This window comes from Streptomyces fodineus (assembly GCF_001735805.1).
Taxonomy (GTDB): Bacteria; Actinomycetota; Actinomycetes; order Streptomycetales; family Streptomycetaceae; genus Streptomyces; species Streptomyces fodineus.
Genome location: NZ_CP017248.1, coordinates 8,239,643 through 8,259,323 on the forward strand (window position 1 = coordinate 8,239,643; position 19,681 = coordinate 8,259,323).

A 19,681-nucleotide genomic window follows, 5' to 3' on the forward strand; every position below is an offset into this window, starting at 1 on the left:
TCGTGTCCTTGTTGCCAGATGGCGCGGCGGGACAGGATGAACAGGTGACACAGCGGCGCGTCGTCTTCCTCATCTATCCGCAGTTCCAGGTACTGGATCTGACGGGACCGTATGAGGTGTTCGGGCAGGCGGATCGGTGGGTGCCCGAGGGTGAAGGCTACGACGTTGAGATCGTCGCGGACCGGCCCGGAGCGGTACGGGCCTGGCACGGGATCGATGTCGTCGCCGGCAGAGGCATCCAGCAGTGCGAGGGACCGCTGGACACGCTGGTGGTCGTCGGTGGACCGGGCGATCGGGAGGCGGCGGACGACGAAGAACTCGTCCGGTGGCTCAAGGCGGCGGCCGGGCGGGCCAGGCGGGTCGCCTCCGTGTGCACGGGCGCGTTCCTGCTCGCGCGGGCCGGGCTGCTCGACGGACGGCGCGCGGTGACGCACTGGGCGTGCTGCGAGCGGCTGGCCCGCGAACACCCGGACGTCACGGTCGCCCCGGACCAGATCTTCGTGCACGACGGGGCGGTGTGGACCTCCGCGGGAATCACGGCGGGGATGGACCTGGCGCTCGCCATGGTCGAGGAGGACCACGGTCCCGAGGTCTCCCGGGCCGTCGCGCGGACGCTGGTGATGTTCGTCCAACGCCCCGGCGGGCAGGCCCAGTTCAGCACCCAGCTCGCCGCGCAGCGGCCCACCCGTAAGCCGTTGCGGGACGTTCAGGCATGGGTCGCCGACCACCTCGCCGACGACCTGACCGTCCGGGTGCTCGCCGAACGGGCCGGTATGAGCGAGCGCAACTTCACTCGTGTCTTCCGCGCCGAGACCGGCCGCACCCCGGCCGCCTATGTGGAGACCGTCCGCGTCGAGGCGGCCCGGGCTCTGCTGGAGACGACGGACACCACCGTCGAGGCGATCGCCCGGGTCTGCGGCTTCGGCTCCGCCGAGACCCTGCACCGCCGCTTCAAGCAAACCCTGGGCGTCACACCAGGCCAGTATCGCCGTCACTTCTCCAGCGCATGGTGAAGGAGCGCCTGCCTCGCCGTCGCGGTGAGAGTCCCGAGTGCCACCGGCATGCATGCCTGGATACCTTCAGGCAGTGGGTCGTCGAGCATCGAAGACTTCACTGACCCGGACACCGACCTGGTGGTGGGACTGCACTTCAACGGCCAGAGCCGGCACGACCAGCACATGGAGTGCGCCTACTGGGTCAACGACGCGATATACACGCCGACAGAGCCCTCCCTGCACCAGAACGCAACGACTGGGACAGCATCCTTTGGCTCACGGTTACGGCTGAGTAGCCACTTCGGCATGAGTTCCGCCCAGGTTTTGCAAGCCGGACCACATGGCCTGGCTGATACCGAAGAAACAGGATGTGCATGGCAGTCTCGTCAGGCTACAAAGGCAGCGGCGTGCAGGCGGCTCCTCTCCGGGTGCTCGGGCCGCTTGAGGTGAGCGGCGAGCTGGGGGCCGTGTACGTGGCACCGGGGCGACAGGAGATCGTTCTCGGTGCTCTGGTGCTCGAACTGAACCGGGTGGTGGAGACGACCTATCTGGTGGATGTCATCTGGGCTCACGATCCGCCGAAGACCGCACGCACCCAGGTGCAGATCTGCGTCTCCCGGCTCCGCAAAGCGCTGTCGGACGGGGGGATTGACGCCACCATCGAGACCCGTGCCCGGGGGTACATCCTGAGGGCGCCGGAGGATGCGACCGACATCGGCACCTTCCGTCGCCTGGTAACGGAGGCGCATGCCCTGGCTCGTGATGGTCAGAAGGCGCCTGCGGTGGACATGCTCCGCCTGGCGTTAGGCCTGTGGCGGGGCCGGTGCCTGGCCGGTGCACCCAGCGAAGTCCTGGCCGGTACGGCAGCGCGGTGGGACGAGATCCGCCTGGAAGCGGTGGAGACCTGCATGCGGCTGGAACTGGAGCTGGGCCGTCACGAGCACATGGTCGGCGAACTGCAGCAGCTTGTCGCCCACCACCCGCTGCGCGAGCGGCTGCGGGGGCACCTGATGGTGGCGCTGTACCGCTCGGGCCGGCAGGCGGAGGCGCTGGATGCCTACCACCAGGGCCGCGCGATGCTCACCGAAGAGCTGGGCCTGGACCCGGGGAGGGAATTACGCGACCTGGCGCAAGCAATCCTGACCGACGACGCCGACCTGGCACTGGCCGAACCGGCCGAAGCACGTTCTCTCGTCGCGATGCCGCTCTCTGAGGCGGTGCAAGAGCGCAGTGCCGATCCCGAACCGGTCGTAACCCCTAGGCAACTTCCCGCCGACATAGGCGACTTCGTGGCCGACGGCGCGATCGTTTCAGAGGTCTGCGACGCCGTCACCGAAGGACAGGAAAAAGGGCAACTGCACGTGGTCCTGGTGCTTGGTGGACCTGGTGTCGGCAAAAGCACGTTGGCCAGGCACGTGGCGCACCGGCTCGCAACCGAGTACTTCCCGGACGGACAGCTCTACTGCGACCTCCGAGGGCGGGACGGACAACCGGTGGGCCCCGCCCAGGCATTGGGTCGCTTCCTCCGAGCGCTGGGCGTACCAGGCCAGGCCATACCCGATGCGCTTGATGAGCGCGCGGAGATGTACCGCAGTCTGCTGGCCGATCGCCGGATCCTGGTGTTGCTGGACGACGTGGTGAGCGAGTCGCAGGTGATGCCCCTGCTGCCCGGAACCGGCAGCAGCGGCGTGCTGGTCACCAGCCGCGCCCAGCTCACGGCGTTGCCGGGCGCACGCCGGTTCGACTTGCAGCCGCTGAGCCCGGAACAGGCCACCCATCTGCTGGGGCGGATCATTGGACAGCACCGTGTGGAGAACGAGCGGGAAGCAGCGCGGGGCCTCGTACGCATGGTGGGCGGGCTCCCCCTCGCACTGCGCATTATCGGCGCGCGCCTGGCGGCGCGCCCGCACTGGTCACTGACTTCCATGTGGCTCCGGCTTCAGAACGAGCACCGCCGGTTGGACGAGCTGGCATACGGCGAGCTGTCAATCCGGGCAAGTCTTTCGCTCAGCTACGACGGCTTGGCGGCGGCCGACCGTCGCCTGTTGTGTCTGATGAGCCTGGCCGAAGGGACGGAGATTCCCAGCTGGCTGGGTGCCGCCCTCATCGACGACCGCACCCCGCACCCCGCTGACCTGTTGGAACCGCTCATCGACATGCGGTTCCTCGACATCACCGCCATGGATCAGGGCGGGGAGTTCCGGTGCGGACTGTCGCAGATCGTACGGACGTTCGTGCACGAACGGCTCCCCGCGGAGATTCCCGAGTCAGAACGTGCCGGAGCGGCGCGGCGTATGGTCGGTGGCTGGATGGCGCTCGCGGAGAGGGCGCACAAAGAGATCTACGGCGGTGCGTACACCATCGTGGCGGGCCGGGCCGAACGGTGGCATCCGCCGGAGGACCATGTCCGGCGGTGCCTCCGCGACCCGCTCGGGTGGCTGGAGAGCGAACAGACCAACCTGTTGAACGCGGTCGAGTTGGCGGCCCGGTCCGGGATGGACGAGTTGTGCTGGGAGCTGGCCACGACGCTGGTGACGCTCTTCGAGGCCCGTGGCTATCCCGAGCTCTGGGCGCGCACACATAAGATAGCGCTGACCGCGGTACAGGAGGCCGGCAACGAACGGGGCCAGGCGGCGGTACTCGGCTCCTTGGGGACCTTGCACCTGCACCGGGGCGAGCATGAGGCAGCAGGCCCTTACCTCAGCACCGCGTTGGAGATCTTCGAGCGGGTTGGGGAGCTGAGTGGCCAAGCACTGTGCCTGCGTGACCTGGCGCGCATCGAGCGGCACCATGGTGACGACGATCGGGCGCTGGCCCTCTACGAGAGCGCCGAGCGAAACTTCGTGCGGGCGCAGGACGTCATCGGGCGGGCGTACGTGCTGGGCGAGATGGCACACATCACGATGCGGCGAGCGGACTTCGCGCGAACCCGTTCGTATCTCGACGAGGCTCTCGGGATCTGCCGGTCAGTCGGCTTCGACCGGGGCCAAGCCCTCACCTTGCGGCGGTTGGGCCACATGCTGATGTACCAGCAGCGGTACGAGGCGGCGGAACGGACCCTGCTTGAGGTCCTCGCCATGGTCGGGGCGAGCGGCGACCTCGTCGGAGAGGGGTATGTGCTGCACGACCTCGGCCGGGTCAATGCCCACCTGCGTCGCGTGGAACAGGCCGTCCAGTACTACTCGCAATCGGCCAGGATCCGGGACCGGATCCTGGACCACAGCGGGGCCGCTGCCGTACGGGCTGACATCGTTGCCATCCTGGGCAGGCCGATGGCGTCGGTCGGCTGATACCAGGAGGCATGCCGGTCCGTCACGTCCACGGCGTGTTGTCGACGGATGTTTCGTCGGCCGGCGTCATGGCGACCGGGCCCTGCTCCACGCTGTGCCGATTTCCTCCAGCGCACAGGACCAGCACGACGACGGCTCCCGCGGCAGCCGGCAACTTCTTGATTGCCATCTCGGTTCTCCTCTCTCCGCAACCCGTTTCGGCAATCCGTCCGGGGCGTTGCTGAAACCAGCGTGAACCAGGTGCCCATCGCGGCCGCATGCTCGCGCTATCACCGCCCTATCCCGGCCCCGTCCCGCCGTGGATGCGCCGTGATGCCGGGCCGATAGGGCGACACCGGAGATTGGTCCTGCCGACCTCGGCACCCCTTCGGAAGGACGGCCCTCAAGGAGTGGTCCGAATGACCGTAGTGACCCGGGACGCGGTGACGCCCGCCGCGTTCGGCGTCCCGGAAACCGAATCGCAGCGCAGCACAAAGACCCCCGCGATGGCAGCGGTAGACCTTGTCGAGGAGTTCCCACGGAAGACGAAGGAACCGGTGCGTGCGCTCCAGCCCCTCACTGATCGTGGCTCAAGGGAAGGTGCACGGGCGATGACGATGGACGCGGAGTTCTACTCCCGGGTGGCCGAGCGGTTCGGCGGCTACTTCAGCGATGCGCGGAGCACCGACGTATTCGCCGACGGCCGCCCGGACGCCGTCTTCGATGAACTGGTGACCGCACTGGGAGCACCGCACGCCCGACTGCTGGATGTCGGCTGCGCCGACGGGCGTAGTTTGTTGCGCATCTCTCGTGCGTACGGCGCCGTAATCGGGATTGATCTGTCGCCGTCGATGCTGGAATGCGCCGAGCGGTTTCGAGCGGAATCAGGCCTGGAGCACGTCACGTTCGAGCTGTGCGATGCCGCCCGCACAGGGCTGCCCGACGGGTACGTTGCTGTGGTCACTTCCCGCCGCGGTCCGCTGATCGCCCACGAGTTCGAGCGGGTGCTCCGCCCCGGCGGGGCCGTGGTGTACATGGGGATCGGGGAGCAGGACGCACGCGAGCTGAAAGAAACGTTCGGTCGCGGCCAGAACTTCGACAGCTGGAACAGCAGGCCCTTGTCGGAGGGAATTGCTCAAGAACTGTCCGATGCGGGCCTCGTTGTGACAAGAAACCAGACGTTCCACTTCGAGGAGTTCTACCACTCGGCGGGCGATCTGGACACTTTTCTCCAGCAGGTGCCGATCGTCGACAACTACGATCCGGCGGCGGACAAGGAGGCGTTCGACCGATATGTCGCCGCGGTGACCGTCGATCAGGGCGTCCGGCTGAGTCGGCATTGGTTCATAGTGCAGGCGCAGAAGCCGGCGGCCGTCGAGCCGTCCCCCTCATAGGAAACGGTGCTCCATGGAGCAGGATCTCGTAGTCAACGAAATCTTCGGTCCGACCGTCCAGGGTGAGGGTCGGTCCCTGGGACGCAGGTGCGCGTTCCTGCGACTCGGCGGGTGCAACCTGTCGTGCTCGTGGTGCGATACGCCATACACGTGGGACTGGACCGGAGCCGGGGAGAGCGGGGTCGCCCACGATCCGCGCAAGGAGCTGCACCGCCGCCCGGTCGAAGACGTCGTCGCAGAATTGCTGGGATTCGACACCGACCTGATCGTGATCTCCGGCGGTGAGCCCCTGGGTCAGCAAGAGCGACTGATACCTCTGGTGGCGGCACTGACCGAACGCGGTAAAGAGATCGAGATCGAGACCAACGGGACGCACGCCGCGCACCCCGAACTCATCGCCGCCGGCGTCAGGTTCAACGTCTCGCCGAAGCTGTCGCACTCGGGCGACGCCCTGCGGCGCAGGATCGTCCCTGACGCACTCACCAGTCTCTCGGCGCTGCCGGGAAGCACGTTCAAGTTCGTCTGCCAGAGCACCCGCGACCTCGACGAAGTGGCCCAGCTGGTCGCCACCTTCGACCTGTCCTCGGTATGGATCATGCCGATCGGGCGTTCCGCCGACGATGTCACCAAACACATGGGTGAGTTGGCCGACGCCGTGGTGGAACGCGGCTGGAACCTGACGACCAGACTTCACACCTTGTTGTGGGACGACAAGCGCGGCGTGTGAGCAACGAAGCGCGCAAGGAGAAGGGAACTCGGATCGATGCCGTTTCGAATCACGAAGAAATTTGAATTCTCGGCCAGTCATCGGCTCGCCGGTCTTGCTCCCGACCATCAGTGTGCCCGAATGCACGGGCACAACTACATCGTCGAGTTGGAGCTCGGAGCCGATGAGGCGGATCTGTCGCCCGTAGGTTTCGTTCGAGACTACGGAGATCTTTCCGCGTTCAAGAACTGGCTCGACAATTACCTTGATCATCGGCATCTGAACGACGTGATGGACGACAACCCGACGGCCGAGAACATGGCTGCCTGGATCTACCGGACATGGTCGAAGGAGTTTTTCGAGTTGACCTGTGTGCGCGTCTCCGAGACGCCCAAGACCTGGGCCGAGTACCGGCCTTGAATCCGCGACTCCCACGTATGAGACGAGAGGTGGCCGCATGTCGGTGACAGAAGTGAACCTCGACGGAGAGCAGTCGGTGCCGGCGACGGCCGAGGACCGGCTGGTCGAGCTCGCCCGCCAACTGCTGGAGGAGATCGGCGAGGACCCGAATCGCGACGGACTGCGCGACACACCCGAACGGTTCGCTCGCTGGTGGCGAGAGTTCATCAACTACGACCCTGGTTCGCTGGGCACGCTTTTCGAGTCCATCGGCACGAGCCAGCTCGTAGTCGTCTCGGACATTCAGGTCTGGTCGCTGTGCGAGCATCACCTCCTGCCGTTCAACTGCTCCGTGACGATCGCATACCGCCCGACGGGGCAACTGCTCGGCCTGTCGAAGTTTGCCAGGGTCGCCCATCAGTACGCGCACAGGCTGCAGGTCCAGGAGCGCCTCGTGGACCAGATCGCGCTTGAGATCAGCACCCTGAGCGGCACCCCGGACGTCGCCGTCATAGCGAAGGGCGAGCACCTTTGCATGTCGATGCGCGGTATCAAGGCTGCCGCGCAGATGACGTCGACCGCATATCGCGGGGAGTTCAGCACGGACTCCGGGCTCCGGGCCGAGCTGTTCGACCTGCTCCGGGCGTGACGAGCCATCCGACTCCGAAAGCGAAAGCAGTGAGCGATCCAGGTGGTGCGGCGACGGGATCGCACGGCTCGGGAGCGTTGCAGGGCTGTCGCGAACTCATGGCCCTGCCAGGTGCCCGCGGGACCGTCGCGGTCTCACTGCTGCCGAAGGACCCCGCCACGATGTTCTCGATCGCCGTCCTCCTGCTCGCGTCGCCCGAGTACTCCGCGTCCGGCGCGGCGCCCGGGACGGGCGTGACGCTGCTCACGAGCGCAATCTCCGGGCCGCTGCGGGGCCGGCTGGTCGATCGCGGCCGACGGGGGTCCTGTGCTTGGGGGCTGCGTGGCCGGTTATCCCGCCGACATGACGGGCCTGGTTCCAGCGGAGTTGGCGCACCTGCCGATCGTCGTCTTCCTCGGCGCCGCGACGGTCGCCGGCCCGCCGGCGATCCGCAGGAGGGTCGCGACGCCGTGGCTGCCCGCGGCATTCCTTGCCGGAACGGCTGTGGTCGCGATGGCCAGGGTCTGGCCTCTACGTGCTGCTCTCGCCGTCTGCCCGCTCGCCGGTGCCGCGATCGGGGCCACGTTCTCGGCGCTGTTCGTCGCAGTCGGCGCGTCCGAACCGGCTGGGCGCGCCAGCGAGATCCAGCGTCGGGCCACGAGCGTCGTCCCCGCTGACTTCGCCATCGACACATCCTCCGGTGCATCGACCGCCTCCGCACCGGGGCCACTTGCTCGCCGTGCAGACGATCGTGACAGCTGTTGGCTGCATCCGCATCGGAGAGCTACGAACCGCGCCCGCTCCCCTCGGCACACCTGCGAATCCGGTCCGGTCGACATGAAAGGACAACGATGAACGCACATGACTCTTCGACGCCTGCGGAAGCGGCTCGCCTGTGCCCCGCACTGGACGCCGACCGGCTGGTGGCCGACCTCATGACCGCCCGCGACCACCTGTGGGATGAGCAGAGCTCGTACGAGAACGGGCGAGTGTCCAGGTGGGCCGAGCAGGACTGGCGCTGCCTGTCGGTGCGCAGCCCCGGTGGTGACAAGACACGTACCGACCCAGGGGGCCCTGGCTGTGCGGAGTTCGCCGACACCGAATGGCTGGACCACATGCCGTACGTGCGGGAGGTCCTGCGCCAGATACCCGGACCCCTCTACGCGGCCCGATTCATGGATCTCGGGCCCGACACCGTCGGATACCCCCACTGCGACCCCAGGTTCGCCCCGGACTGGGGTATGGCCCGGCTGCACATCCCGGTCATCACCCACGAGAAAGCCTCGCTGGTGCTTGACGGAGTGACCCATCAGTGGCAGCCCGGTGAGTTCTGGTTCGGTGACTTCAGCCGCATGCACCAGATCCAGAACCTCGGTCCCGAGCATCGGGTCCATCTCGTCGTGGACGTGCTCGTCACACCGGAGATCGCACAACTGTTCCCGGATGACTGGGCCGGCTACTTCAACGGCTCGGATGTGCTCTACAACCGGCCGGCCGTGGCCCTGACCGACGCGGAGCGGGAAGCCGCACGGTGTTCGTTCGACGCGCCGGCGCACCTGCTGGAGGTGGAGGTGTTCGGGTCGCTCACCGGCCCGCAGCCGCAAGCCACCTTCAGCATCGTCGACACCGGCACGGGCCTTGCCATTCGGTCGCCCCAGGACCACCTCTTCCCGCTGGTGGCCCTCGGCGGACACGAGTACCGCTTGGTCGGGTGGAGTGAGGAGCGAACCGTCACCACGAGGCTGGACGGTCCGCGGCCCGAAGTCGAACTGACCTACCGCAAGGGCAACCGATCGACCCGGCTGCTTGTCCCGGGCACGCCGGCACCGTGAGGGACGCCCGCACGTCCGCCGCTGTTTCGCTGTACAGCCCACAGCTGCCCTGATCCTTGAGCACTGACCCTCCATCCATTTCCGTCTGCCGGAAGGCGACGCATGCCGAAAACTGTCGCAATCGTGTCCGGCGGCCTGGACTCGGTCACCATGGCCCACCACCTCCAGGCGCGAGGACACACACTCCACCTGCTGTCCGTCAACTACGGCCAGCGCCATCTTGTCGAGCACGAGTTCGCCGCGAAGGCGGCTCGATCGCTCGGGGTGCCGCACGACGTCGTCGATCTCAGCCCCGTCGGCAAGCTCCTGAGCGGCTCCTCGCTCACCGACCCGACCGTCGACGTGCCGGACCACGAGATCGGGTCCTCCGGCGAGAGCCCGAACGTCGTACCCAACCGCAATGCCCTTCTGCTGTCCGTCGCCTTCGCGGTCGCCGTCGCCGAGAGGGCGGAAGCGGTGGCCATCGGGGTGGTCGACGACCTGCAGGCCGCGCCCGACAGCAATTCCGCGTTCATCGATTCCTTCCTCGCCATGGAGCGGATCGCGACCCGCGGATACGCGCACCCTGACCTGACTCTGACAGCGCCGCTGGCCAGACTGCGCAAAAGCGACGTGGTGTCGCTCGGTGAGGAGCTCCGCGTCCCCTGGACCGAGACCTGGAGCTGCTTTCGTGGCGACGTGCTGCAGTGCGGACGGTGCGCCGCCTGCAGGGAGCGGCAGGAAGCGTTCCGGGACGCCGGTGTGACCGACCCGACGCACTACCAGACCAGCGAATCGAAGGAGCTGCCATGACCGACACCTTTCCGGTGCTCGACCTCCGTGATGCCGCAGGCCCGGAAGAAGCCCGGGCAGAGTTCCTGCACCGATTGCGCAAGGCCGTGCACGAGGTCGGCTTCTTCCAGCTCGTCGGCCACGGCGTCGAGGACGCCGACGACATGCTCGAGCTCACCCGTCGGTTCTTCGCCCTGCCCGAGGCCGATCGGCTCGCGCTGAACATCCTCGACTCGCCGCTGTTCCGCGGCTACTCCGAACTCGGCCGCGAACACACCCGGGGGGTGCCCGACCAGCGCCAGCAGCTGGACATCGGGCCGGAGCAGCCCGAGCGGCAGCCCGAACCCGGTGATCCCGCCTACCGGTGCCTGATCGGCCGGAACCAGTGGCCCGCGTCGATGCCCGAGCTGCGCCCGGCCGTCGAGTCATGGATCACCCGGCTGACCGATCTGTCACATCGACTGCTGCGGCTGCTGCTCGAGTCGCTCGACGCCCCCGCCGGATTCCTGGACGATGTGGTCGATCCGGATCCGCAGATCCACCTCAAACTCCTGCACTACCCCGGTCCCGCGCAGGCGGGCGAGGACGCGGGCGAGGGACAGGGGACCGGCATTCACAACGACCTCGGGCTGCTCACCCTGCTCGTCCAGGACGGCAACGGCGGCCTCCAGGTCGCGGTCGAGGACGACCAGTTCGCCGACGTGCCGGTGATCCCGGGGGCGTTCGTGGTCAACCTGGGAGAGCTGCTGGAGGTGGCGACGAGGGGCTACGTGCGTGCCACCCTGCACCGGGTGGTCCGGCCCGCCCCGGGCGTCAACCGCTACTCCATTCCCTTCTTCTACAACCCTCGGCTGGACGCCACGATGCAGCCACTGCCCAGCCCCTATGTCGAGAGCGCCGGCGGAGTCGTCGACGTCGCCGACAACCCGTTGTTCGCCCTCTACGGCGACAACGTCATGAAGGGGCTGATCCGCTCCTTCCCCGACATCGTTGCCCGACACCACCCGACCCTGGCCGCGGTAGCCGGGTCCAGGAGTTCCTGACACCGGGCGGCCGAGCACATCCTCACCGCCGGCCCGAGTGGTCGGGCCTGGCGGTGGCGCCGCCGGCCGGTCCGACGGGGACCGAACGAACATGAGGCAGGGCGAATTTCATGAGAATCAACCTTCTCGGGCCGCTTCAGGCCTACGGGGACGATCACCGCGTCGACCTGGCACCGGCCGCTCAAAAAGTACGTCAGACACTGGCACTGCTCGTGCTGAACGCGGGCCGGGTGGTGCGCTTCGAACAACTCATGGACGAGCTGTGGGACGCCGACCCGCCGACCAGTGCGCACACCGCTCTGCAGACTTATGTGTACCAGCTCAGGAAGCGGTTCTCCCTCGGCAACCCGAGGAGCGGCGGCGCGGCACGGGCGACCGGCCCGCTGCTGGGCACGGTCGACGGCGGCTACCAGCTGTCGCTGCCCGCCGACCACGTGGACGTCTTCCGGTGCGAGCCGCTGCTCGCTCGTGCCCGTGGGCAGTTCCGTGACGAGGACTTCGCGGGGGCCCGTGACACGGCCGCCGCGGCGCTGCAGCTGTGGCGCGACGATGCGCTGGTGGACGTGCGCAAGGGGCCCATGCTGCAGGCCGAGGCGGTCCGCCTGAAGGAGTTGCGTACCAGCGCACACCACCTGCGGATCGAAGCCGACCTGCACCTCGGCCGGCACCACGAGGTGCTCGGCGAACTCACCTCGATGGCCGGGCGGGAACCCACGAACGAGTGGGCCCAACGCAATCTGATGACGGCTCTCTACCGCATGGACCGGCGGGCGGAGGCGCTCCAGGTCTACCAGCGGGCACGCGTGCGGATCGCGACAGAGCTGGGTCTCGACCCTTCACCCGAACTCCAGGCCCTGCACACGGCCGTGCTCACGTCGGACGAGGCGCTGCTGCGCCCCGCCGGGCGGCTCACGGCCGTGACCGCCACCACTCGGGCGCCCTGCCATCTGCCCGCCCCGCGCGAGCGTCTGACCGGACGTGCCGGGCAACTGGCGCGCCTCACCGCGGTGCTGGCCGGCCGGGCGCGGGCGGACCGGCCGCTCGTGATCGTGGGGGGCGCTCCCGGTACGGGGAAGAGCGAGCTGTGCCTGCACGCCGCGCATCAGGTGAGCGGTCACTACCCGGATGGACGGCTCTACGCGCGTCTCCGTGACGGCGCCGGCCGGCGGGTGCGGGCCGCCGAGATCCTCCGCTCCTTCCTGCGTGGACTCGGCGCGACGGAGGAGCAGTTGCGACTGGGCACGACCGACCTGAGCCTGCTGTTCCGTACCTGGACCGCCGACATGCGCGTGCTGGTGGTGCTCGACGACGTGTGCGACGTAGGAGACTTGACGCCGCTGCTGCCGTCCGGCGTCGGCTGCGGCGTGGTGATCGGCAGCCGACGGCGGCTGTTCGTGTCCTCGTCGGCGGTCCACGTCGAACTGGCCGGACTGCCTTTCGGCGATTGTCTGCACCTGCTGGCATCCTCCGTGCCGAGCCACCGGATCACCATGGACCCGGAGGGGCTGCGACGGCTGGCCGGGTTGTGCCGGGGTCTGCCGGGCGCGCTCTTCGCGGTCGCTTCGCAGTTGCGCCGCCGCCCGCACTGGACGGCCCGGCAGGCCACTGCCTGGATCCTCGAGTCCGGAGGCGCCGACAGCGATCCGCTGGGCGTGCGGGCCGGATTCGACCGGACGCTCGCGACGCTGCCCGCCGAGTCGCGGTCCCTGGCGTATGCGCTGTTGTCTCCCGGCGTCCCCGACCGGCTCACGCCGGCGCTTGCCGCCGCGGCCCTGGGGATCAACGACCAGCGGGCCGAGGACCTGCTGGAGGAACTGTCGGAGAGCTACCTGCTGCGCGCGCGACACCCGTGCGTGAACGGCCGGTTCTCCTACGAGTGGGAGCCCGGGGTGCGCCCGCTCGCGGGGCGGCAGAGCAACGCGCCGGTCATGTGCTCCGCCTGACGGTCACGGGTCCAGGCGTCCGCAAAGGCTTGGGGAGCGTGACCCCTTCCGCGGGCCGACCAGCGTGCCGGGCCACACCCCGGTGCAGTTCGAGGACTTCACACGAACCATGGAGACCTACGCCACCGGTGCGTTCCGCGGCTCCGTGATCGCCGGGATGACCTCACGCAGGACCCTACCGGCCGGCGGGCCTTGCCCGAACCCGCCCAAGCAACCGAACCTTGGAGAAGCGTCATGCCACAGCGCCCGAAGCTCGTCCTCGTCGGCCAATTGTCCGTGTTCCCCTGGGTGTTCGATGCCGCCGAGCGTGCCGGTATCGACCTGATTCTCGTCCCCAGGGGGGACGACACACCGGGGTCCGCCGGGCGGGCCAAGTCGGTGGTCGAACTGCTGCCATTGGACATCGAAGGAAACCCGGACGGTGCGTTGTCCGCGCTCGCCGACCGCTATCGGCGAGAGCCCTTCGGCGGCATCATGGCGGGCAACGAAAGGGTCATTCCGTTCGTGGCGCGCGCCGCTCGGGAGTTGGGCCTCACCGGGCTGACCGAGGAGGCGGCGGTCGTGGTGCGTGACAAGCGGCGCATGCGCCAACGTCTGCTGGAGGCGGGTCTGGGCGTGCCCGGCTTCGTGGTCATCAAGGACCCGGACAGCTGGACCGACGCGCTGACCTTGCGGTTCCCGGTCGTGGTCAAGCCGGCGAACGGCCACTCCAGCTTCGCTGTGGTCCGTGCGGATGACAGGGACAGCCTTGAGCAGGCCGTGGCCTGCACCTGGAAGCTCGTGGAAGCCCACCTGGGTGCCGCCGACGGGTCGGACTCAGACGCCGGTGTGTTGGTCGAGGAGTACCTCGACGGGCCGGAGATCTCCGCAGAATCCCTCGTGTACCACGGGCAGGTACGGGTCTGTGCCGTCAGCTGGAAGGGTGAAATGACGGGGCCCTACTTCGAGGAGACCACGTTGCGGGCCCCTGCCCAGCTACCCGCCGAGATACTCGCTGCGATCGAGACGGAGGTGATCGGTGCCCACCACGCCTTCGGCGTCACGGAGGGCACCACGCATACCGAACTGCGGCTGGTCGGCGGGGTGCGGCCGGTGCTGCTGGAGATGGCCGCGCGCCTCGGGGGCGGGGGCAATATGCACCACCTCGCCCACGTCAGCAGCGGGATCGACCTGGCCGCCGAGGCGCTGCGCATCCACCTCGGCCGGGAGCCGCTCTGCTGGCGTCAGGAGCCGGCACCGGCCGGTCACGCGGCGGTCTATCTGGTGCCGATCGGCAGCGGCGGACGGGTCAGGCAGATAAGGGGCTTGGACGCGGTGCGTACCGACCCGCAGGTGGACTACGTGGTGCAGATCGCGGGCCCCGGCGCAGTGCTGCGCCCCTATCCGGACTGGTCCGGAAACCCGGCGATCGTGCTCTCCCACCACGCGTCGGATGCCGAGGCCGAGGCGTACCTCGACCACCTCGCCCGGACGCTGCATGTCGAGTACGAAGAGCAGGACTGAGCACACGCCACGACACACAACGCCTCTGGCGATCCACCTGACCACCGACGTGGCTTCTCGGCACGGCCCGCTCCGAGGGCCCGGTGCTCGGGGGCATCCGACGGGGCTCAGGTCAGGGAAGTCCCTGGGATTCCCCGGTGCCGGGATCGGGTCAGGATGCCCGCCCCGGCCGCTGCCGGTCGTGAGCGCAGCCGCCGGCTGGGCGCGCGACGTCACTCCGATCTTCTCGAACGTCCGGTCCAGGTGGCCGGCCACCGTTCGTACTGAAATGTGCAGTCGATCGGCGATCTCTCGGTAGGTCAGACCCGAGACGGCCCATTCGGCGACCGTCGTTACCGGGCGTGACCGGACCATCGGCCGCATCCGACATCAACCGCACCCGGCCCCGGCCGGAAACGCCGGCCCCGCCGGGACACCCGTGCAGAGGGGAAACACCATGACCGACATCGCCAGCAGCATGCCGACCACCGGACAGCAGCTCCGTGACCGCGTGCCCACCTTCTCGGAGCAGGTCCGTCGCACCGGCTTCGTCGTCATGCGCAAGCAGGAGCTCGCCGGGCTGATCAGCGACGCCGACCTCGAGGAACTCCGCGGCGCCTGGGAGAACCTGCCGGTCGACACCCAAATCGACGGCGTCGACGTCTACCGCGAGCGCCGCTACGGTCGGCTGCGCGTCGACGTCGACGGCGACACCGTCACCTTCGAGGTCCTGCCCAATGCCGTCTTCCGCCAGGACTCCATCCCGCTCTGGAAGGGCAAGGACCGGGTCTTCGAGCCGGTCGCCGAGGACGTCCTGCTCAGCACCGGCATGCGCGCCCTGGTCGGTTTCAACGCCCGGATGGCGACCGCGCTCAACGGCAACACCTCGTGGAAGGTCGGGGTCCACCTGGTCCGCGTCGTCGCCCGCGCCGGCGCCCATGGCCTGCCCACCCCCGAGGGCCGCCACCGCGACGGCCATTCCTACGTCGGCTTGCACCTGATGCGTCGCGACGGCGTCACCGGCGGCCTGTCCACCGTCCACCCCAACGACGGCAGCGACATCGTGCAGACCACCCTGCTCCAGCCGCTCGACTCCATGTTCTTCGACGACAACATGATCACCCACGAGGTCTCGCCGACTGTCTCCCAGGGCGCCTCGGGCGTGCGCGACATGCTCCAGATCGACTTCAACCCGGTGGCCTGAGCCTACGGACCGGGCGAACGAGGCGGAGGTTCTGCACGCCATGGTGCGTATCCCGTCGGTGCCGGGCTCCGAGCGCGCCCTCGCCGGCGTTCTGGTCGAACGCATGTCAGCGCGCTCGGCTTCCGGGCCTCGATCGACGGGACCGGCGACGAGCGAGGCGAGGTCGACGGCCCGGACGGACCCGAGATCCTGCTGTTCGGCCACGCCGACACCGTGCCGGGCGGGCCGCCGGTGCGGACCACCGACGGCGTCCTGCACGGCCGGGGCGCGGTCGACGCCAAGGGTCCGCAGGCGGCCATGATCCGCGCGGCCGCGCGGATCGCCCGGTCCGGCCTGCCGGCCCGCGTCGTCCTGGTCGGTGCCGTCGACGAGGAACGCTACCCGGCGGGCGCCCACTACCTGGTCGACCGGATGCGGCCGGACGCCGTGATGACCGGGGAACCCAGCGGCTCGACCTGCATGGGCATCGGCTGCTGGGGCAACCTGCGCTTCAGCATTGGCGTCGGCGTGCCCGCGGCGCTGACCAGCTCACCCGCCGCGAGCGCGGTCGAGGTAGCCGTCGAGCTGTGGGCCACCGCCCGGGAACGCTTCGCACATCAACCCGGCCGCCGAGGCGCTGCGCATCCGCCTCGGCCGGGAGCCGCGCTGCCGGCGTGAGGAGCGGGCACCGGCCGGTCACGCGGCGGTCCATCCGGTGCCGATCGGCGGTGGCGGACGAGTCAGGCAGATACGCGACTTGGTGCGTCGGATGCCGAGGCCGAGGCGTACCTCGACCACCTGGCTCTGGGGCGGCATCCTCATCACGTGCGACGGTGGATTCTGGGTGACGTTCCTGGCGGCCTTCCTGACCGTCGAAGGTGACTGCTCGGCCTCCTTCGCCGGCCTGACACGGATGGTGTTGCCGGTCCGGTCAGGGCCTGGCCGTCATGAATTCTCTTTGCCTTTGTCGCATCGCACTTGAGTCGTGGTTGAGTCGCCTCGATCGGTCCCGTGCCACACTCGGCCCATGCTCCACAGGCGCGCTGATCAATTCCTGATCGAACGGATACAGCAAATCCGCAGGGGCCTCACGGGAACCCCGCTGATAACCCTGGCCAACGAGCAGTGCGACCTCGTCGCGAAGCTGGAATTCTGCAATCCCACCGGAAGCAGCAAGGACCGTTCGGCACTGTGGATTCTGGAACAGGCAATCGGCCGCGGCGAGATAGCGCACGACACCACGGTGGTCGAGTCGTCGTCCGGCAATTTCGCGCTGGCCCTGGCCTTCTACTGCCGCATGCTCGGTATCCCGTTCGTCCCGGTCATCGATCCCAACTGCAACGAGGCCACCGAAACCCAGCTCCGGCTGCTGTGCGAGCGGGTGGAGAAGGTCTGCCTCCGTGACACGGCGGGCAGCTACCTGAAAACCCGGCTGTCCCGGGTGCAGGAACTGCTGGCCGAACTCGACTCGGCCTACTGGCCCAACCAGTACGCCAATCCCGATGCCCGCGACGCGCACTACCGCTTCACCGCCGGCGAGTTGATCGCGCAGGCCGGCCCGCTCGACTACCTCTTCGTCGGCGTGGGCACCGGCGGCACGATCGCCGGACTCTCCCACCGGATCAAGGAAACCTACCCGGGCTGCGTGGTCGTCGCCGTCGACGCCGAAGGCTCGGTGATCTTCGGAGGCCCGCCGAAGAAGCGGCGGATCCCCGGCATCGGCTCCAGCATCGTGCCACCGCTGTGCGGCCAGGCACTGATCGACCACGTCGAGATCGTCCCCGAGACACGCGCCGTCGAGGCCTGCGCCGCCCTGGCCACCACATACGGCCTGTACGCGGGAGGATCCACCGGCAGCACCTACGCCGCCGTCCAGGACTACTTCGCCCAACACCCTCCCGGCCCACACCGACCCCGGGTCGCCTTCATCGCCGCCGACCGCGGCCACGCCTACGCCCAGACCATCCACGACCCCACATGGGCCCGGCAACTACACGCACAAACGCTACAGCCCCCCGGCATCGAAACCCTCGCCGTCAACTGAAGGAGCACCACGCCGTGTCCACCCTGGCCCCGCCGCCCATGACCGTGATCGGTGCGGGCGACATCGCCGCCGAGACGGACCGTCACCGTCCGGAGCTCGTCGAGGTCGTCCGTTCCGCCTACCTCACGCACGACGCCGGTCAGAGCTCGAACCCGCAGAGCTCGTTCCTGCGCTTCCCACACCAGAACCGGTCGCGCATCATCTCCCTGCCGGCCTATCTGGGCGGCGAGTTCGAGGTCGCCGGCAACAAGTGGATCGCCAGCTTTCCGGACAACACGCGGCACGGAATCCCCCGGGCCTCGGCCACACTGGTCCTCAACGACTGCGTCACCGGCTACCCGTTCGCCTGCATGGAGTCCTCGATCGTCTCGGCGACGCGGACCGCGGCCTCCGCGGTGCTCGGCGCGCAGACGCTGCTCGGCGCGCGCCGAGCCCGCCGGGTCGGCATCGTGGGCACGGGTCTGATCGCCCAGCACGTCTGGCGGTTCCTGCGTGATCTCGACTGGGAGATCGACGGCTTCCGGCTCTTCGACCTCGACCCGGCGGCGGCGGGCCGCTTCGGTGCCGTGATGGCCGAGCACACCGAGGCCGAGATCGTGGTCGGCGACTCGGTGGAGGACGCGTTCACCGACTGCGACCTGGTGGTGCTGACCACGGTGGCCGGCGAACCGCACCTGCACGACCCCGGGCTGCTGGCCCACAACCCGGTGGTGCTGCACGTGTCCCTGCGCGACCTCGCCCCCGAGATGATCCTCGCCGCCCAGAACTTCACCGACGACGTCGACCACGCCGTACGGGAGCGCACCTCGCTGCACCTGACCGAACAGCGCACCGGCAACCGGGACTTCGTCGACGGCACCCTCGGTGACCTGCTGCGCGGGCGGCTGCGCCGGGACCACGGCCGCCCGGCGGTCTTCTCGCCGTTCGGACTCGGCGTACTCGACCTTGCCGTCGGCAAGTGGGTGCACGACCGGGTCGTCGCCGCGGGCCGGGGCCGCCGCGAGAGCGACTTCTTCACCGGAGTGGGGGTCTGACGCATGAGCGCCTCACCCGCCCCGGGCCCCGCCGGGGACCGGTACGTCGTCGTGGTGAACCACGAGGAGCAGTACTCGGTCTGGTTCGCCGACCGTGAGCTGCCCGCCGGCTGGACCGCCACCGGTGCGCAGGGCACCCGCCAGGAGTGCCTGGACCACATCGAGCAGGTGTGGACCGACCTGACCCCGCGGTCCGTACGAGCATCACGATGACGGCCGCCGATCTCGCACCGGCCTGGCTGCGCGGGCTCGGCAGCCGTGAACTCAGCGCGCAGTGGCGCCTGTTCGTCTTCCCGCACGCCGGAGCAGGCGCCTCCGCCTACCGGCTGGCGGCGTACCTGCCGGACACCGTGGAAGTCTGCACGGTCCAGTTGCCCGGCCGGGAGAACCGGTTCGCCGAACCGGCCCTGACGTCCCTGGACGACGCCGTGGCCGCGCTGGCGCCGCTCATCGCGGACCACACGGACCTGCCGTACGCCTTCTTCGGGCACAGCATGGGCTCCCTGATCGCCTTCGAGACGGCCCGGCGGCTACGCGCACTCGGCACGCGCATGCCCGACCGCCTGTTCCTGTCGGGCATGCGCGCCCCCGGCTCACCGGACCGCGACCCGCGGCACAGGCTGCCGGACGACAAGCTGCTCGCCACAGCCGAATTCGGCGGCGTGGATGCCGAGTTGCAGGAGCTGCTGCTGCCGCTGCTGCGCGCGGACCTGACGCTGTGCGAGACGTACACGCACCGGGCCGAGGCACCCCTGCCCTGCCCCCTGACCGTTCTGGCCGGCTCGGACGACGACAGCGTCGACGAGACGGAGCTCGCCGGCTGGCGCGAGCACACCTCGGCCGACTTCGAACTGCATCTGTTTCCCGGCGCCCCCCACCTGTATGTGCGCGGCACGGAACGACAGCTGGCAGAGACGATCACGCGCACCTTCCCCGAACGGGGCTGAGAAAGGATCCG

General features: G+C 68.8%; 19 protein-coding genes and 1 pseudogene. 18 read left to right on the top strand and 2 right to left on the bottom strand.

The features are described from left to right. Positions 1-44 precede the first annotated feature (44 nt). Together BFF78_RS35740 and BFF78_RS35745 are read left to right on the top strand one after the other, a co-directional pair. A complete protein-coding gene (locus BFF78_RS35740; protein ID WP_227025989.1) occupies positions 45-1,013 on the top strand; it encodes a GlxA family transcriptional regulator in 969 nt (322 codons plus the stop codon). 356 nt (positions 1,014-1,369) lie between these two features. Next, the gene (locus BFF78_RS35745; protein ID WP_069782242.1) at positions 1,370-4,285 is read left to right on the top strand and encodes an AfsR/SARP family transcriptional regulator; all 2,916 of its coding nucleotides are present in this window, start codon (positions 1,370-1,372) and stop codon (positions 4,283-4,285) included. Between the two features lie 22 nt (positions 4,286-4,307). Here BFF78_RS35745 and BFF78_RS46445 read toward each other — a convergent pair whose 3' ends face one another. After that, positions 4,308-4,454: a hypothetical protein gene (locus BFF78_RS46445; protein WP_159033096.1), complete on the bottom strand. Its 147-nt coding sequence runs from the start codon at positions 4,452-4,454 to the stop codon at positions 4,308-4,310. Positions 4,455-4,683: 229 nt separating this feature from the next. Here BFF78_RS46445 and BFF78_RS35750 point away from each other — a divergent pair, with 229 nt between their 5' ends. The 10 genes from BFF78_RS35750 (at position 4,684) to BFF78_RS35790 (ending at position 14,483) form a co-directional block, all read left to right on the top strand. Next, entirely contained in the window at positions 4,684-5,658 is a 975-nt protein-coding gene (locus BFF78_RS35750; protein ID WP_069782243.1) for a class I SAM-dependent methyltransferase, read from the top strand. Between the two features lie 13 nt (positions 5,659-5,671). After that, on the top strand, positions 5,672-6,385 hold the full coding sequence (locus BFF78_RS35755; RefSeq protein WP_069782244.1) for a 7-carboxy-7-deazaguanine synthase QueE: 714 nt from the start codon (positions 5,672-5,674) through the stop codon (positions 6,383-6,385). 36 nt (positions 6,386-6,421) lie between these two features. Then, positions 6,422-6,784, top strand: coding sequence for a 6-pyruvoyl trahydropterin synthase family protein (locus BFF78_RS35760; RefSeq protein WP_069782245.1), 363 nt, complete (start codon positions 6,422-6,424; stop codon positions 6,782-6,784). Positions 6,785-6,821: 37 nt separating this feature from the next. Continuing rightward, on the top strand, positions 6,822-7,412 hold the full coding sequence (gene folE, locus BFF78_RS35765) for a GTP cyclohydrolase I (protein WP_069782246.1): 591 nt from the start codon (positions 6,822-6,824) through the stop codon (positions 7,410-7,412). A 321-nt stretch (positions 7,413-7,733) separates the two neighbouring features. Then, positions 7,734-8,246 carry a hypothetical protein gene (locus BFF78_RS46450; RefSeq protein WP_159033097.1) on the top strand — a complete coding sequence of 171 codons (513 nt, stop codon included), beginning with the start codon at positions 7,734-7,736 and terminating at the stop codon, positions 8,244-8,246. Beyond that, on the top strand, positions 8,243-9,223 hold the full coding sequence (locus tag BFF78_RS35770) for an aspartyl/asparaginyl beta-hydroxylase domain-containing protein (RefSeq protein ID WP_069782247.1): 981 nt from the start codon (positions 8,243-8,245) through the stop codon (positions 9,221-9,223). The genes BFF78_RS46450 and BFF78_RS35770 overlap by 4 nt, the downstream gene beginning before the upstream one ends. 102 nt (positions 9,224-9,325) lie before the next feature. Then, a complete protein-coding gene (locus tag BFF78_RS35775) occupies positions 9,326-10,015 on the top strand; it encodes a 7-cyano-7-deazaguanine synthase (RefSeq protein WP_069782248.1) in 690 nt (229 codons plus the stop codon). After that, on the top strand, positions 10,012-11,037 hold the full coding sequence (locus BFF78_RS35780; protein ID WP_069782249.1) for an isopenicillin N synthase family dioxygenase: 1,026 nt from the start codon (positions 10,012-10,014) through the stop codon (positions 11,035-11,037). The genes BFF78_RS35775 and BFF78_RS35780 overlap by 4 nt, the downstream gene beginning before the upstream one ends. Before the next feature lie 110 nt (positions 11,038-11,147). Next, entirely contained in the window at positions 11,148-12,980 is a 1,833-nt protein-coding gene (locus tag BFF78_RS35785) for an AfsR/SARP family transcriptional regulator (protein ID WP_069782250.1), read from the top strand. 234 nt (positions 12,981-13,214) lie between these two features. Continuing rightward, complete coding sequence (locus BFF78_RS35790) at positions 13,215-14,483, top strand: ATP-grasp domain-containing protein (protein ID WP_069782251.1); 1,269 nt, start codon at positions 13,215-13,217, stop codon at positions 14,481-14,483. A gap of 210 nt (positions 14,484-14,693) precedes the next feature. Here BFF78_RS35790 and BFF78_RS49120 read toward each other — a convergent pair. Continuing rightward, positions 14,694-14,846: pseudogene (locus tag BFF78_RS49120) on the bottom strand (LuxR C-terminal-related transcriptional regulator); the annotation flags it as partial. A gap of 73 nt (positions 14,847-14,919) precedes the next feature. Here BFF78_RS49120 and BFF78_RS35795 point away from each other — a divergent pair. The 6 genes from BFF78_RS35795 to BFF78_RS35820 all read left to right on the top strand — a co-directional run bounded on the left by BFF78_RS35795 (position 14,920) and on the right by BFF78_RS35820 (position 19,670). Next, a complete protein-coding gene (locus tag BFF78_RS35795) occupies positions 14,920-15,666 on the top strand; it encodes a 2OG-Fe dioxygenase family protein (RefSeq protein WP_069782252.1) in 747 nt (248 codons plus the stop codon). Between the two features lie 192 nt (positions 15,667-15,858). Continuing rightward, complete coding sequence (locus BFF78_RS35800; protein ID WP_227026168.1) at positions 15,859-16,323, top strand: M20/M25/M40 family metallo-hydrolase; 465 nt, start codon at positions 15,859-15,861, stop codon at positions 16,321-16,323. Positions 16,324-16,672: 349 nt separating this feature from the next. After that, positions 16,673-17,689, top strand: coding sequence for a 2,3-diaminopropionate biosynthesis protein SbnA (sbnA, locus tag BFF78_RS35805; RefSeq protein ID WP_069782254.1), 1,017 nt, complete (start codon positions 16,673-16,675; stop codon positions 17,687-17,689). A 38-nt stretch (positions 17,690-17,727) separates the two neighbouring features. Beyond that, positions 17,728-18,723 (top strand): 2,3-diaminopropionate biosynthesis protein SbnB, encoded by a 996-nt coding sequence (sbnB, locus tag BFF78_RS35810; protein WP_069784007.1) that lies wholly within the window; start codon positions 17,728-17,730, stop codon positions 18,721-18,723. A gap of 3 nt (positions 18,724-18,726) precedes the next feature. Continuing rightward, positions 18,727-18,936, top strand: coding sequence for an MbtH family protein (locus tag BFF78_RS35815; RefSeq protein ID WP_069782255.1), 210 nt, complete (start codon positions 18,727-18,729; stop codon positions 18,934-18,936). Continuing rightward, positions 18,933-19,670 carry a thioesterase II family protein gene (locus tag BFF78_RS35820; RefSeq protein WP_069782256.1) on the top strand — a complete coding sequence of 246 codons (738 nt, stop codon included), beginning with the start codon at positions 18,933-18,935 and terminating at the stop codon, positions 19,668-19,670. Before BFF78_RS35815 ends, BFF78_RS35820 begins: the two co-directional genes overlap by 4 nt. Positions 19,671-19,681: the final 11 nt, after the last annotated feature.